Origin of the sequence: Variovorax dokdonensis (assembly GCF_030316895.1) — a bacterium.
Lineage (GTDB): Bacteria > Pseudomonadota > Gammaproteobacteria > Burkholderiales > Burkholderiaceae_C > Variovorax > Variovorax dokdonensis.
The window spans coordinates 591,703-606,748 of sequence record NZ_JASZYV010000001.1; the positions used below are offsets into that span (position 1 = coordinate 591,703).

The window sequence follows — 15,046 nt, forward strand, 5'->3', positions numbered from 1 at the left end:
CGGCGGCCTTGCCGGGCTGCCCAAAGCGATCCTAAAATCTACCGAACGGTCGGTCAATAGTAGTGACCCGCCATCGGAGCACAAGAAGGAGACCGTCCACGATGAGCAACGAAGCCTTGATCCTGCAAAGCGATACAGGCGCCACGCGCACCCTGACGCTGAACCGCCCGGCCGCGATGAACAGCTTCACCACGGCCATGCATCGCGAACTGATGTCGGCGCTGGACATGGCGGTTGGCAGTGCCGAGGTGCGCTGCCTGGTGATCACCGGCGCTGGCCGCGGCTTTTGCGCCGGCCAGGACCTCAGCGACCCCGAAGCCGCCCCCGGCAAGGACCTGGGCGCGCTCATCAACACCTACTACCTGCCGCTGGTGCAGCGCATCCGCAGCATGCCGATGCCGGTCATCGCGGCGGTCAATGGCGTGGCCGCGGGCGCCGGGGCCAACCTGGCGCTGTGCTGCGACTTCGTGCTGGCGGCGCGTTCTGCCAGCTTCATCCAGGCTTTCGCCAAGATCGGCCTGGTGCCGGACACCGGCGGCACATGGCTGCTGCCGCGCCTGGTGGGCCAAGCGCGCGCCACCGGGCTCGCGATGCTGGGCGACAAGCTGCCGGCCGCCGATGCGGCCGCCATGGGCCTGATCTGGCAATGCGTGGACGATGCCGCGATGCCCGAAGCCGTGACCGCACTGGCCGGCCGCCTGGCCGCCATGCCCACTCGCGCCCTGGTGGCGACCCGTGAGGCGCTGGCCGCCGCACAAGGCATGGACCTGGAACAGGCCCTGCGCCACGAGGCCCGCCTGCAGACCGAACTGGGCGGCGCGCACGACTACCTCGAAGGCGTGGACGCGTTCCGCAACAAGCGCGCCCCCCGATTCACCGACCGCTGAGCCGCGCCGCATGAACACAAGCACTCCGCAAGCGTTGGCCGAGCAGGTACGCCTGGGCATGTTCGAGAACGATCGCGCCGCACAGGCGCTGGGCATGTGCGTGAGCGAGATCGCGCCGGGCCATGCCACCGTCACCATGACCGTGCGGCAGGACATGCTCAACGGCCACGACATCTGCCACGGCGGCCTGGTCACCACGCTGGCCGACACCGCCTTCGCCTACGCCTGCAACTCCTACGGCGAGCTGACCGTCGCCTCGTCCATCAGCGTGGACTTCGTCGCGCCGGGCCGGCTGGGCGATCTGCTCAGCGCGCATGCGCACGAGGTCTCCCGCTCGGGGCGAACCGGCGTGTACGACTGCGAGGTGCGCAACCAGAAAGGCGAGCGCGTGGCGGTCTTCCGCGGCCGCTCGTACACGGCCAAGGGCCGACCGGCCGTGAAGGCGCTGGCCGACCCCGGCGCCCACTGATCACTGTTTGACCTGGAATCCGGAGCCACGCGACATGCCCGTCAAGAACCCTCAACCCGGTGAGCTCGAGCCGATCGAGAAAGCCAGCCGCGACGAAATCGGCGCCCTGCAGCTGCAGCGCCTCAAGGCCACGCTGCACAACGCCTACGAGAACGTGCCGCACTACCGCAAGGCCTTCGACGCCAAGGGCGTCCATCCCGAAGACCTGCGGCAGCTGTCGGACCTGTCCAAGTTTCCGTTCACCGTCAAATCGGACCTTCGCGACAACTACCCCTTCGGCATGTTCGCGGTGCCGCGCGAGCGCGTGGTGCGCATCCACGCCTCATCCGGCACCACCGGCAAGCCCACGGTAGTCGGCTACACGCAATCGGACATCGACACCTGGGCCAGCCTGGTCGCGCGCTCCATCCGCGCGGCCGGCGGGCGGCCGGGCGACATGATCCACGTGGCCTACGGTTACGGCCTGTTCACCGGCGGCCTGGGGGCGCACTACGGCGCCGAGCGGCTGGGCTGCACGGTGGTGCCGATGTCGGGCGGCCAGACCGAAAAGCAGGTGCAGCTGATCCGCGACTTCAAGCCCGACATCATCATGGTCACGCCCAGCTACATGCAGGTGATCATCGAGGAGTTCCAGCGACAGGGCATCGACCCGCAGGCCAGCTCGATCAAGGTCGGCATCTTCGGCGCCGAGCCCTGGACCGAGGCGATGCGGGCCGACATCGAGCACAAGGCTGGCCTCGACGCAGTCGACATCTACGGCCTGTCGGAAGTGATGGGCCCAGGCGTGGCCAGCGAGTGCATCGAAAGCAAGGACGGCCCGGTCATCTGGGAAGACCACTTCTATCCCGAGATCATCAACCCCGACACCGGCGAACTGGTGGCCGACGGCGAGGAGGGCGAGCTGGTCTTCACCTCGCTGAGCAAGGAGGCGATGCCCGTCGTGCGCTATCGCACGCGCGACTTGACGCGCCTGCTGCCGCCCACGTCCCGGTCGTTTCGCCGCATGGGCAAGATCGTCGGGCGCAGCGACGACATGCTCATCATCCGCGGCGTCAACGTCTTTCCCACGCAGATCGAGGAGATCGTGCTGGCGCACGAGGCACTGACGGGCGTCTATCAGCTGCACGTGAGCCGCGACGGTCTGCTCGACCAGGTCGAGGTCCATTGCGAACTGCAGCCGGGCACGCGCATCGGCGACGCGCAGCGCGCCGAGATCGCGAGCTGGCTGCAAGGCCGCGTGAAGACGCTGGTGGGCATCTCCACCACCGTGCGGGTGTTCGATCCCGATTCCATCGAACGCACGCAGACCGGCAAGGCCCGGCGCGTGCTCGACAAGCGCCCGAAGGCATAGCCAAGCAGGAGGTTCGATTCATGTACACCCAAGCCATGGACACCATGGGCAAGGAGCCCGCGGATGGCCAGAAGCCCGTGCGCTCGGCCGACGAGATGCGTCTGCAGGAGCGCTTCGACGCGCGCATCGATGCCGGCGACTTCATCGAGGCCAAGGACTGGATGCCCGAGCACTATCGCAAGACACTCCTGCGGCAGATCAGCCAGCATGCCCATTCGGAGATCGTCGGCATGCTGCCCGAAGGCAACTGGATCACGCGCGCGCCCACGCTCAAGCGCAAGGCCATCCTGCTGGCCAAGGTGCAGGACGAGGGCGGCCACGGCCTGTACCTCTATGCCGCCGCCGAGACGCTGGGCAGCTCGCGCGACCAGATGCTCGACGCGCTGCATACGGGCAAGGCCAAGTACAGCTCCATCTTCAACTACCCCACGCTCACCTGGGCCGATATCGGCACCATCGGCTGGCTGGTGGACGGCGCGGCCATCATGAACCAGGTGCCGATCTGCCGCTGCTCCTACGCCCCCTATGCGCGGGCCATGATCCGTATCTGCCGCGAAGAGAGCTTTCACCAGCGCCAGGGCTACGGGTCGCTGCTGACCATGATGCAGCACGGCACGCCCGAGCAGAAGGCGATGGTGCAGGACGCGGTCGATCGCTGGTGGTGGCCCTCGATCATGATGTTCGGCCCGCCGGACGACCAGTCGCCCAACAGCGCGCAGTCGATGCGCTGGGGCATCAAGCGCGTTTCGAACGACGAGCTTCGGCAGAAGTTCGTCGACGCCGCCGTCGAGCAGGCCAAGGTGCTGGGCGTGACCTTGCCCGATCCCGAACTCAAGTGGAACGACGAGCGGCAGGCCCATGACTTCGGCGCCATCGACTGGAGCGAGTTCTGGCGCGTGATCGGCGGCGACGGCCCTTGCAACCGCGAGCGCCTGGGTGCGCGCGTCAAGGCCTGGGAAGACGGCGCATGGGTGCGCGAAGCCGCGCTGGCCCATGCCGGCAAACATCAGACGATGAAGGAGGCGGCATGAGCCAGCCATCGAACACGGCCAGCGAATGGCCCCTGTGGGAAGTCTTCGTGCGCAGCAAGGCAGGGCTGGACCACAAGCACTGCGGCAGCCTGCACGCGCCCGATCCGAAGATGGCGATCCAGATGGCGCGCGACGTGTACACCCGCCGCCAGGAAGGCTCCAGCGTGTGGGTGGTGCGGTCCGACCAGATCGTCGCCAGCGACCCCGGCGACAAGGACATGTACTTCGACCCTGCCGAAGACAAGGTGTACCGCCATCCGACCTTCTATCAGCTGCCCAAGGCAGTCGACCACATGTAGTCACGACCCACGATGCCTGACATGACTGCCGCTTCCATCGCACTGAATCTCACGCCGGCCACGCAGTACCTGCTGCGGATTGGCGACACCTGCCTCATCCTCGGCCAACGGCTGGGCGAATGGTGCGGCCACGCGCCCATCCTGGAAGAGGACATCGCGATGGCCAATATCGCGCTCGATTTCATCGGCCAGGCGCGGGCGCTGCTCGCCCACGCCGGCACGCTGGAAGGCGCCGGGCACGACGAAGACCAATTGGCCTTCCTGCGCAACGAGCGCGACTATTTCAATCTGACCCTGGTCGAGCTGCCGCGCGGCGATTTCGCCGCCAGCGTGCTTCGCAACACCATGGTCGCCACCTGGCTCAAGCTCCTGTGGCAGCGCCTGGCCGCCGATTCGCAGGACGATGAAGTGCGCGCCATCGCCGCCAAGGCGCTGAAGGAGGCCCGCTACCACCAGCAGCATTCCGCCGACTGGGTGGTGCGGCTGGGCGACGGCACGGCGGAGTCGCGCCGGCGCATGGAAGAGGCGCTGTCCGATCTGTGGCGCTTCTCGGCAGAAATGTTCGACACCGATGCCGTCGACGAAGCCGCCGCCGCGCAGGGCATTGGCCCGCGCTGGTCCGAACTCGAAGCGCCCTGGCGTGCCGAGATGACGGACATCCTGCGCGAGGCCACGCTCGAAGTCCCGGCCGACAGCGCCTTCCGCAGCGATGGCAAGCGCGGCCGCCATAGCGAACACATGGGCTTCATCCTGGCCGACATGCAGTACCTGCAGCGCGCCTATCCCGGAGGCGTGTGGTGAGCGCTGCCGCCGTCGCCACCGAGTCCGACCGAGTCAAGCAAGCCTGGGCGGTGCTGCATGGCGTGCTCGATCCCGAGGTGCCGGCGCTGTCGGTGTGCGACCTGGGCATCGTGCGCGACGTGATCGAGCATGGCGACGAGCTGGAACTGGTGCTCACGCCTACGTATTCCGGCTGTCCGGCGACCGAAGTCATCGAGCATGACGTGCTGGCCGCTGTCAACGGCGCTGGCCTGGGCCCGGCCAAGGTCACGCTGCGCCGCGCGCCGGCCTGGACCACCGAATGGATCAGCGCCGAAGGCCGGCGCAAGCTGTCCGAATACGGCATCGCGCCGCCCGGCACCGCGCATGCCGATCTGCCGCAGCAGGCCACCGTGCGCGTGATCGGGCGCCGCAGCGAAGCCGTCGCCTGCCCGCGCTGCGCGAGCTTGCACACGGAACGCCTGTCGGCCTTCGGCAGCACGGCCTGCAAGTCGCTCTACCGCTGCCTGTCCTGCCGCGAACCCTTCGAGCATTTCAAACCGATATGAGCGTCATGTTCCACCCCTTGCGCGTTCGCGCCGTCGAGCCCGACACGGCAGAGGCCGTGATCGTTTCCTTCGACGTACCGCCCGATCTGCGCGAGGTCTTCGGCTTCACGCAGGGCCAATACCTCACGCTGCGCACCGACATCGACGGGCAGGACCTGCGGCGCTCCTATTCCATCTGCGCCGGCGTCGACGACGGCGAACTGCGCGTGGGCGTGCGCAAGGTGCGCGGAGGTGTGTTCTCCAACTGGATCAACGAGCACCTCAAGCCCGGCCACACCATCCAGGTGATGGCGCCGCAGGGCCGCTTCTTCGTGCCCACGGATGCGGCCGCATCGCGGCACTACGTCGGCATTGCCGGCGGCAGCGGCATCACACCCATCCTGTCGATCATGAAGACGGTGCTGGCGCGCGAGCCGAAGAGCCGCTTCACGCTCATCTATGGCAACCGTCTGCTGCAGTCCACGATGTTCAAGGAAGAGATCGAGGACCTGAAGAACCGCTACATGACCCGGCTCGTGCTGCAGCATGTGTTCTCCGACGAGCCGACCGACGCACCGCTCAACCACGGACTGATGAACCGGCAGAAGATCGCCGAGTTCCTGGGCAGCGTGGTGCCCGCCGCCGGCATCGACCATGTCTTCATCTGCGGCCCCTTCCAGATGAACGACGAGGCCGAAGCCGCGTTGCTGGCCGCCGGCGTGCCGGAGGACCGCATCCACATCGAGCGCTTCGGCGTGGCGGTGCAGCCCACGGCGGGGGCCGGTGTGGGCGCCGTCATCCACGAGGCGCGCCCGGGCGATGCCGAGACGGCGCGCATCACCATCGTGCGCGACGGCATGCGGCGCGAGATTGCATTCACCAAGCAGCAGCCGAGCATCCTCGACGCTGCCTCCGCAGCCGGCATGGAAGTGCCGTATTCATGCACATCGGGCGTGTGCGGCACATGCCGGGCAAAGCTCATCGAAGGCGAAGTGCGCATGGAGCGCAACTTCGCGCTCGACAAGAAGGAAGTGGCGGCTGGCTTCGTCCTCACCTGCCAGGCCCATCCGCTGACCGAGCGCGTGGTGCTGTCCTTCGACGAGCGCTGAGTGATTCCACTAGGCGGGAACATCCGGATGTTGCGCAGCGCCTCACCCCGGTCCACTACCGGTTCAGTTTTTTTCTAAGCATGGAGACAAGATGAAGTTGATCAACAAACCCCTGCTGCTGGCGGCGCTGATGGGCCTGTCGCTGTTGGCCAAGGCCGACATCACCGTGGGCGTGACGCTGTCGGCCACCGGCCCGGCGGCCTCGCTCGGCATTCCCGAAAAGAACACGATCTCTCTGATGCCCAAGTCCATCGGCGGGCAGACCGTGAACTACGTGGTGCTCGACGACGCCTCCGACACCACGGCGGCCGTTTCCAACGCGCGCAAGCTGATTGCCGAGAGCAAGGTCGACGTGATCCTGGGCTCCACCATCACGCCGGCGTCGCTCGCCATGATCGACGTGGCGGCCGAGGCCAAGGTGCCGATGATCTCGATGGCCGCTTCGGCGCGCATCGTCGAGCCGATGGACGACAAGCGCAAGTGGGTGTTCAAGACGCCGCAGAACGACATCATGATGTCGCTGGCCATCGCCGAACACATGGGCAGAACAGGGGTCAAGACCGTGGGCTTCATCGGCTTTTCCGATGCCTACGGCGAAGGCTGGTTCCAGGAGTTCAGCAAGGCGGCCGGCCTGAAGGGCCTGAAGATCGTCGCCAACGAACGCTTCAGCCGCACCGATACCTCCGTCACCGGCCAGACGCTCAAGCTCATGGCCGCGCGCCCCGATGCCATCCTGGTGGCTGGCTCGGGCACGCCCGCCGCGCTGCCGCAGAAGACGCTCAAGGAACGCGGCTACGCCGGCAAGATGTACCAGACGCACGGTGTGGCCAATGCCGACTTCCTGCGCGTGGGTGGCAAGGACGTGGAAGGCACCTTCCTGCCGGCCGGCCCGGTGCTCGTGGCCGACCAGTTGCCGGCCAACAACCCGGTGCGCAAGACCGCGCTTGCCTACGTCGCCGCCTACGAGGCAGCCTACGGCAAGGGCAGCGTCTCGACCTTCGGCGCGCATGCATGGGACGCAGGCCTGCTCATGGCCCATGCCGTGCCCGAGGCGCTCAAGAAGGCGCAGCCCGGCACGCCCGAGTTCCGCGCTGCCCTGCGCGACGCGCTCGAGAAGACCAACGAACTGGCCGGCGCGCACGGCATCTTCACCATGTCGCCCACCGATCACCTGGGGTTGGACCAGCGTGCCCGCGTGATGGTGAAGATCGAGAACGGCACCTGGAAATACACGCCCTGAGGTGAGGTGCGCATGCAGCGGGACGGCATGGCCGGTTCCGCGCATGCCTCGCAAGGCCATCCGGATTCGCCGGCCCCGGATCGGCCGCTTTGGCTTTTGTTGGTTGCGGTTTCTCGTCTGGAAATTCAATGGACGGACAAATTGCTGTCCTGCTGGCGCAGGACGGTCTTGTAAACGGCGCGATCTATGCGCTGATGGCGCTGGCCCTGGTGCTGGTGTTCTCGGTCACGCGCGTGATCTTCATTCCGCAAGGCGAGTTCGTCGCTTTCGGCGCGCTGTCGATGGCACTCATGCAGGCCGGCAAGGTCCCGGCGACGCTGTGGATGCTGTTGGCCATGGCGGCGGCGACGCTGGTGGTCGAGGCATGGCGGCATCGGCGCGGTGCCACGGTGGACTGGCGCTCGGCCTTGCTGTGGTGCGTGGCGCTTCCGGCGCTGGCCTGCCTGCTCATCCTGCTGTGGCGTCCCACGGGCGTGGCCGGGCAGGCGCTGGCCACGCTGGTGCTCATCACGCCGCTCGGGCCCTTGCTGTATCGCCTGGCGTTCCGTCCGATGGCGCAGGCCACGGTGTTGACGCTGCTCATCGTCTCGGTGGCGTTGCATGGCGTGCTGGTGGGGCTCGGCCTGCTGTTCTTCGGCGCCGAGGGCTCGCGCACGACGGCGTTCTCCGAGGCCAGCTTCCAGCTTGGCGGATTGCAGATCACCGGGCAATCGCTGGTGGTGATCGTGGTGGCCTTCGTGCTGGTCATTCTGATGTTCCAGTTCTTCGGCCGCTCGATGGTCGGCAAGGCCTTGCGGGCCACGGCGATGAATCGCGTCGGCGCGCGCCTGATGGGCGTGCCCACCGAACTCGCGGGCGACGTGAGCTTCGCGCTGGCGGCGCTGATCGGCGCAGTGTCGGGCCTGCTGATCGCGCCGCTCACGACCATCTATTACGACACCGGCTTCCTGATCGGGCTCAAGGGTTTCGTCGCGGCCATCGTCGGCGGGCTGGCCAGCTATCCGATTGCGCTGCTCGGTGCCCTGCTCGTGGGTCAGCTGGAGGCTTTCTCTTCCTTCTGGGCCAGTGCGTACAAGGAGGTGCTGGTGTTCACGCTGATCATTCCGGTCTTGTGGTGGCGCTCGCTGAACAGCCATCACGTGGAGGATGAAGAGTGAGCGCCGCATTGAAGGGTTCTACCGCTGCATCTACTGGCAACGGCATCGTCTCGCGCCGCATGCTCACGCTGGCGGCGGTGCTGGCGCTGGCGCTCGCGTGGGGCTTCCTGCCCGAGTTCACCGTGGTCGTCGTCAGCTACATCGGCCTGTATGCCTTGGTGGCCGTGGGCCTGTGCATGCTCACCGGCGTGGGCGGCATGACGTCGTTCGGCCAGGCGGCCTTTGTCGGGATGGGGGCGTATGCGACGGCATGGCTGTGCACCTCGCCCACGGCGGCGGCCTGGATGGGGCCGCTGGCAGGCAGCGCGATCGTGCCCTGGCTCGGTCTTGCGTTGGGCCTTGCCATCACCTTTGCGCTGGCCTGGGGGCTGGGCGCCATCACGGTCAAGCTGTCGGGCCACTACCTGCCGTTGTGCACCATCGCCTGGGGGCTGAGCCTGTACTTCCTGTTCGGCAACATGGCCTTCCTGGGCGGGCAGACCGGCATCACCGGCGTTCCTGCGCTGGTGATCGGCGGCTATTCGCTCGCTTCGCCGCGCGCGCTGGGCGTGCTGATCTGGGCGGTCCTGCTGCTGGCGATCTGGCTTTTGCACAACCTGCTGGATTCGCGCGAAGGGCGGGCCGTGCGTGCGCTCAAGAGCGGCCGGCTGATGGCCGAGTCGATGGGCGTGGACACCGCGCGCCAGCGCATCAAGCTGTTCGTTCTGGCGGCACTGCTGGCGGCGATGTCGGGCTGGCTGTATGCGCACATGCAGCGCTTCGTGAACCCGACGCCGTTCAATCTGAACATCGGCATCGAATATCTGTTCATGGCGGTGGTCGGCGGCGCGGGGCACCTGTGGGGCGCGGTGCTGGGCGCAGCGCTCATCACCTTGCTCAAGGAGAAGCTGCAGGATGTGCTGCCGAGCCTGTTGGGCAGCAGCGGCAACTTCGAGGTGATCGTCTTCGGCCTGCTGATGCTGCTGGTGCTCCAGCGCTTTGCCGATGGCCTGTGGCCTTCGCTGGAGCGCCTGGGCAGTCGCTGGCTCAAGCCCGATGCCAGGCCGCAGCCCAAGACCGTGCAGTCATTGGCGCAGCGCAAGCTGCCGGCATCGGGCTCGGTGCTGCTCGCCGCCGATCGGGTGACCAAGCGCTTTGGCGGACTGGTGGCCAACGATGCGGTCAGCATGAACGTCAAGGCCGGCGAGATCCATGCGCTCATCGGTCCCAACGGTGCGGGCAAGAGCACCTTCTTCAACATGATCTCCGGGGTCGACGATCCGACCGAAGGCGAGGTCCGTCTGATGGATCGCCCGATGCAAAGGCATCCGGCTCGCGAGTTCGCAGCCCTCGGGCTGGGCCGCACCTTCCAGCACGTGCGTCTGCTGGGCCAGCGCAGCGTGCTCGACAACGTGGCGCTGGGCGCGCACCTGCGTGCGCGTCGGGGCTGGGTGGCCAGCATGCTGCGGCTGGACCGCGGCGAAGAAGCGGCGATCGTGGCCGAGGCGCGGCGCCAGATCGAGCGCGTGGGCCTGGCCGAGCATGTCGATGCGCCGGCGTCGTCACTCGCCCTGGGGCAGCAGCGCATCGTCGAGATTGCGCGAGCCCTGGCCGGCCAGCCGGCCCTGCTGCTTCTGGATGAGCCGGCAGCCGGACTGCGGCATCTGGAAAAGCGGGCCCTGGCCCAGTTGCTGTCGCAATTGCGGGCCGAAGGCCTGGGCATTCTGGTGGTGGAACACGACATGGAATTCGTGATGAACCTGGCCGACCGCATCACCGTGCTGGAGTTCGGCACCGTGATCGCCGAAGGCACGCCGGCCGAAGTGCAGGCCAACCCGCGTGTGCTCGATGCCTATCTGGGCGGCGCCGAGGAGCTGAGCGCATGAGTGCCCCTTTGCTGCAACTGAACGACTTCAGCGTGGCCTACCGCGAAGTGCAGGCGTTGCATTCGGTGGATCTGGAGGTGCGCGATGGCGAGATCGTCACCGTCATCGGCCCCAACGGTGCGGGCAAGACCACGTTGCTGTGCGCAGCCATGGGCCTGCTGCCTTCGAGCGGGAAGGTGCATCTGTCGGGCGAGCACATCGTCCGTCCCAGCGTCGAGGCGATGGTGGCGCGCGGCGTCGGCCTGGTGCCCGAGCGGCGCGAACTGTTCGGCGAGATGTCGGTGCACGACAACCTGCTGCTGGGCGGCTTCGTCCGCTGGCGTCGTGGCCAGCGCGACCAGAAGGCGCGCATGGAGGAGGTGTTCGACATCTTCCCCCGCTTGCGCGAACGCCACGCGCAGATGGCGTCCACGCTGTCCGGCGGCGAACGGCAGATGCTCGCCATAGGCCGCGCGCTCATGGCCCGGCCGCGCCTGCTGATGCTGGACGAGCCTTCTCTCGGCCTTGCGCCCTTGATCGTGCGCGAGGTGCTGCAGGTGGTGTCGTCGCTGCGTCGGCATGGCGTGTCGGTGCTGCTGGTCGAACAGAACGCGCGGGCCGCACTGCAGGTGGCTGATCGTGCCTACGTGCTCGAGATGGGCGCCGTGGCGCTGACTGGCGCCGCCCGAGAACTGCTCAACGACCGCCGGATCATCGACACCTACCTGGGCATGGGCAATGCGAAGGCTGCGGCCACTGCCGTCTGAGATCCCCGCTTTTCGAATCTTCGAGAGAAAGACTGAACATGACTTCCGTTCTTCAGAGCTATGTGGGCGGCCGATGGGTGGGCCAAGAAGCCGCCCAGGCGCTGCACAGCGCCGTCAACGGCCGCGCCGTCGCCAGCACGCATGCGGAGCCGCTGGACTTTGCCGAGGCGTTGTCCCACGCGCGGCGCAAGGGTTTGCCGGCCCTGCTGGCAATGGACTTTCAGGAGCGCGCCGCACGGCTCAGGGCATTGGCCAAGTACCTGAACGAGCACAAGGAGCAGCTCTACGCCATATCGGCGCACACCGGCGCCACGCGCGCCGACAGCTGGATCGACATCGAAGGCGGTGCCGGCACGCTGGTGGCATATGCAGGCATGGGCAGCAACGAACTGCCGTCGGGCAACCTCGTGCATGAAGGGCCCGCGGTGCCGCTGGGCAAGAAGGGCGCATTCGCCGGCACCCACATCCTCGTGCCGCGCGGTGGGGTGGCGGTGCACATCAACGCCTTCAACTTTCCGGTGTGGGGGCTGCTTGAAAAGTTCGCGCCGTCCTTTCTGGCCGGCATGCCGTGCATCGGCAAGCCGGCCACCGCGACCAGCTATCTGACCGAGGCCATGGTGCGGCTGATGGTCGACTCGGGCCTGTTGCCCGAAGGCAGCCTGCAACTGGTGATCGGCGGTACGGGCGATCTGCTCGATCGGCTCGAAGGCAGCGACGTGGTCACCTTTACCGGTTCGGCCGACACGGCGGCGCGCCTGCGCGTGCATCCCAACCTCGTGCGCCATTCGATCCCGTTCAATGCCGAGGCCGACTCGCTCAACTGCGCCATCCTCGCCCCGGACGTGACGCCCGACGACGAGGAGTTCGACCTCTTCGTCAAGGAGGTGGCGCGCGAAATGACGGTCAAGGCCGGCCAGAAGTGCACCGCGATCCGGCGCGCCATCGTGCCGCGGCAGCACCTGGACGCCGTGGCCGAGCGCCTTCGCGCGCGGCTTGCCAAGACGGTGGTGGGCGACCCCGCGCGGGAAGACGTTCGCATGGGCGCGCTGGCTTCCAAGTCGCAGCAGCAGGACGTGGCCGAGCGCGTGGCCCTACTGATGCAAGGTGCGGAACTGGTGTTCGGCGAGCGCGACGGCTTCGCCCCCGTGGGCGAGGATGTGGGCGAGGGCGCCTTCTTCGCGCCGACGCTGCTGCTGTCGCGCAAGCCGCTGGAACACGACGCGGCGCACGATGTCGAAGCCTTCGGGCCGGTGAGCACGCTGATGCCCTACGACGGCATCGACGAGGCGCTGCAACTGGCAGCGCGTGGCAAGGGCAGCCTGGTGGGCACGCTCGTCACGCGCGACCCGGCCACGGCCGCGCGCATCGTGCCGGCGGTGGCGGCGCTGCACGGTCGCTGGCTGGTGCTCGATCGCGAGGCGGCGGCGGAATCGACCGGTCACGGATCGCCGCTGCCGATGCTCAAGCACGGCGGCCCCGGCCGCGCCGGCGGCGGCGAGGAGCTGGGCGGCATCCGCGCCGTCAAGCACTACCTGCAGCGAACGGCGGTGCAGGGGTCGCCCAGCATGATCACGGCGATCACCGGCGAATACATGCGCGGCGCAAAGCGGCAGGAAGAAGAACTGCATCCCTTCCGCAAGCACTTCGAGGACCTGGCCATCGGCGACTCCCTGCTGACGCACCGCCGTACGGTAAGCGAGGCCGACATCGTTGCCTTCGGCGGCTTGTCGGGCGACTACTTCTACATGCACTTCGACGAGATCGCTGCGAAGGCATCGCCGTTCGGCAAGCGCATTGCGCACGGCTACTTCGTGCTCTCGGCGGCGGCCGGCCTGTTCGTCTCGCCCGCGCCGGGTCCGGTGCTGGCCAACTACGGCCTGGACACGCTGCGCTTCGTCAAGCCCGTGGGCATCGGCGACACCATCCGCGCGCGGCTGACCTGCAAGCGAAAGATCGATCGACGCCGCAAGGATGCCAACGGACAGGGGCAGGGCGTGGTGGCCTGGGACGTCGAAGTGACGAATCAGGACGACGAAGTGGTAGCCAGCTACGACATCCTGACGCTGGTGGCCAAGCGCGCCTGATCGCCAGGCGCGCGGCGCGATCGATCAGCGCTCGCGCAACACCAGGGTCTGCGCCGCGATCCCGATGCTGCCGCGCTCGTCGAACAGGCGCGACATGGCGATGCCGGCACCGCTCGCATCCATCTGCGTCTGCGATTGCAGGCCGACCCATTCGCCCATCGGCGGACGGAACAGGTGGACACTGATGTCGGCGTTCGTGAACAGGTAGCGCTCGGCCGGCAGCACCCAGCTCAGCCCGTTGCCGAAGTCGGCTGCGGCCACGGCGCGCATGGCCGGCGAATTCTGGTGGCCCTCGACCATCGGCATGGCGGTTCGGAACCACGCCGAGCCCGGGCCGGGGCGCGACGGATCGCCCTGCGCGTTGAGCGTGTCCATCGTCGTCCCGTAGAACGATACGCCGCGCGGCAGGCCGCCGATCAGCAGGGGTTCATGGCATTCGGAAGGCGGGGGCAGCAGGCGATCGGGCGACCAGAGCGGCACGTCGCCGGGCAAGGGCACTTCCGTTTGCCGAAGCATGAGCACCTGCGCGCGCGCCACCAACTTGTCGCCTGACAGCAGATCGATGGCCACCCGCGCGGTGCTGCGCGCAGGCTCGGTTGCGCAGCGTGTCCGCAGTTCGCCCAATGGCACCGGCCGGATCAGCTCGACCGTCAGCCGGCCCAGCTGCCAGCCCGGTTCGGCCATGGCCTGTTCCGCGATGTGCACGAACAAGGCACAGGGCGCTCCGCCGTGCTGGGCACGCGGGTCCCACGGGCCGCGTGCCAGCACGCTGGCATCCCACAGGTCTTCGGCTCGGCGAGCAAAGACTGCGGCGGGCAGGGGCTCGCCATGGTCGTCGGTATGAGGTGCTGGGGCATTCATTGGGGCTGGCTCACGGAGGGCGGATATGGGCAGACGATTCTAGGAACGTTCGCGGCGTGGCGCGTTCGCATCGCTCTTGCCATGCGGTCCATCAGCCCGTGGTGGCGTGCGTCCTACACGCCTAGAATCCATGCTTCCCAGAGGTGCGGAGAAGAATATCTTGGTCATCAGCAGATGCAGGGCAGCGTTAGCGTGGCCATTTGGTTTGGCGGTGATTGCCGCGTCTGTGGCGCCCGTTGGCGCGCAGACGAAGGAGGCGCCCCCGGCACCTGCCTGGTTCACCGTGGCGGGAGACGCGTTCAAACCTCAAGCCGAGACGGTGCAGGTCGATCTGTCGGCTATCCAACTCGACGGCGATTCCAAGACGCTGAACCTGCGTGTGAACCGCGCCAACGAACGTCAGAACTGGGAGGGCGAGCCCTATCGCTCCTACCTGGCGCAGGTCCGCGTGGACTGCCGCGCCAATCGGGCGCACTACCTTCAAGTCGATTTCTATCGTCGTCCCTTGTGGGAAGGTGAAGTGCAAACGCGCCGCGACTACCGCGCCAAGCCCCCGCCGATGGAATTCAAGGGCATGGAGCCCAATCCGACGGAGCGCATCATCCGCGCCGCATGCCGGGCGGCGGCCTGATCCCCACGC

15 protein-coding genes are annotated in these 15,046 nt (G+C 67.4%); 14 read left to right on the plus strand and 1 reads right to left on the minus strand.

What is annotated here, in order from left to right; all coding sequences use genetic code 11:
- Window positions 1-101 precede the first annotated feature (101 nt).
- The 13 genes from QTH91_RS02670 (at window position 102) to paaZ (ending at window position 13,545) form a co-directional block, all read left to right on the plus strand.
- Window positions 102-887 (plus strand): enoyl-CoA hydratase-related protein, encoded by a 786-nt coding sequence (locus QTH91_RS02670; RefSeq protein WP_286658488.1) that lies wholly within the window; start codon window positions 102-104, stop codon window positions 885-887.
- A 10-nt stretch (window positions 888-897) separates the two neighbouring features.
- Window positions 898-1,356 (plus strand): hydroxyphenylacetyl-CoA thioesterase PaaI, encoded by a 459-nt coding sequence (paaI, locus tag QTH91_RS02675; protein WP_286658489.1) that lies wholly within the window; start codon window positions 898-900, stop codon window positions 1,354-1,356.
- Window positions 1,357-1,390: 34 nt separating this feature from the next.
- The gene (paaK, locus tag QTH91_RS02680; protein ID WP_286658490.1) at window positions 1,391-2,707 is read left to right on the plus strand and encodes a phenylacetate--CoA ligase PaaK; all 1,317 of its coding nucleotides are present in this window, start codon (window positions 1,391-1,393) and stop codon (window positions 2,705-2,707) included.
- Window positions 2,708-2,727: 20 nt separating this feature from the next.
- A complete protein-coding gene (gene paaA / locus QTH91_RS02685) occupies window positions 2,728-3,738 on the plus strand; it encodes a 1,2-phenylacetyl-CoA epoxidase subunit PaaA (RefSeq protein WP_286658491.1) in 1,011 nt (336 codons plus the stop codon).
- Window positions 3,735-4,037 carry a 1,2-phenylacetyl-CoA epoxidase subunit PaaB gene (paaB, locus tag QTH91_RS02690; protein WP_286658492.1) on the plus strand — a complete coding sequence of 101 codons (303 nt, stop codon included), beginning with the start codon at window positions 3,735-3,737 and terminating at the stop codon, window positions 4,035-4,037. Before paaA ends, paaB begins: the two co-directional genes overlap by 4 nt.
- A gap of 21 nt (window positions 4,038-4,058) precedes the next feature.
- The gene (gene paaC, locus QTH91_RS02695) at window positions 4,059-4,838 is read left to right on the plus strand and encodes a 1,2-phenylacetyl-CoA epoxidase subunit PaaC (protein ID WP_286658493.1); all 780 of its coding nucleotides are present in this window, start codon (window positions 4,059-4,061) and stop codon (window positions 4,836-4,838) included.
- Window positions 4,835-5,365, plus strand: coding sequence for a 1,2-phenylacetyl-CoA epoxidase subunit PaaD (gene paaD / locus QTH91_RS02700; protein WP_286658494.1), 531 nt, complete (start codon window positions 4,835-4,837; stop codon window positions 5,363-5,365). The genes paaC and paaD overlap by 4 nt, the downstream gene beginning before the upstream one ends.
- A complete protein-coding gene (gene paaE / locus QTH91_RS02705) occupies window positions 5,362-6,453 on the plus strand; it encodes a 1,2-phenylacetyl-CoA epoxidase subunit PaaE (RefSeq protein ID WP_286658495.1) in 1,092 nt (363 codons plus the stop codon). Before paaD ends, paaE begins: the two co-directional genes overlap by 4 nt.
- Before the next feature lie 91 nt (window positions 6,454-6,544).
- Window positions 6,545-7,693: an ABC transporter substrate-binding protein gene (locus tag QTH91_RS02710; protein WP_286658496.1), complete on the plus strand. Its 1,149-nt coding sequence runs from the start codon at window positions 6,545-6,547 to the stop codon at window positions 7,691-7,693.
- A 128-nt stretch (window positions 7,694-7,821) separates the two neighbouring features.
- On the plus strand, window positions 7,822-8,850 hold the full coding sequence (locus QTH91_RS02715; RefSeq protein ID WP_286658497.1) for a branched-chain amino acid ABC transporter permease: 1,029 nt from the start codon (window positions 7,822-7,824) through the stop codon (window positions 8,848-8,850).
- Between the two features lie 59 nt (window positions 8,851-8,909).
- A complete protein-coding gene (locus tag QTH91_RS02720) occupies window positions 8,910-10,715 on the plus strand; it encodes a branched-chain amino acid ABC transporter ATP-binding protein/permease (RefSeq protein WP_286659589.1) in 1,806 nt (601 codons plus the stop codon).
- Window positions 10,712-11,461: an ABC transporter ATP-binding protein gene (locus QTH91_RS02725; protein ID WP_286658498.1), complete on the plus strand. Its 750-nt coding sequence runs from the start codon at window positions 10,712-10,714 to the stop codon at window positions 11,459-11,461. Before QTH91_RS02720 ends, QTH91_RS02725 begins: the two co-directional genes overlap by 4 nt.
- Before the next feature lie 38 nt (window positions 11,462-11,499).
- On the plus strand, window positions 11,500-13,545 hold the full coding sequence (gene paaZ / locus QTH91_RS02730) for a phenylacetic acid degradation bifunctional protein PaaZ (protein ID WP_286658499.1): 2,046 nt from the start codon (window positions 11,500-11,502) through the stop codon (window positions 13,543-13,545).
- A 24-nt stretch (window positions 13,546-13,569) separates the two neighbouring features.
- Here paaZ and QTH91_RS02735 read toward each other — a convergent pair whose 3' ends face one another.
- Window positions 13,570-14,406, minus strand: coding sequence for a thioesterase family protein (locus QTH91_RS02735; RefSeq protein ID WP_286658500.1), 837 nt, complete (start codon window positions 14,404-14,406; stop codon window positions 13,570-13,572).
- Between the two features lie 211 nt (window positions 14,407-14,617).
- On the opposite strand from QTH91_RS02735, the gene QTH91_RS02740 reads away from it, so the two are divergent.
- Window positions 14,618-15,037, plus strand: a complete 420-nt coding sequence (locus QTH91_RS02740) for a surface-adhesin E family protein (protein ID WP_286658501.1) — start codon at window positions 14,618-14,620, stop codon at window positions 15,035-15,037.
- Window positions 15,038-15,046 lie beyond the last annotated feature (9 nt).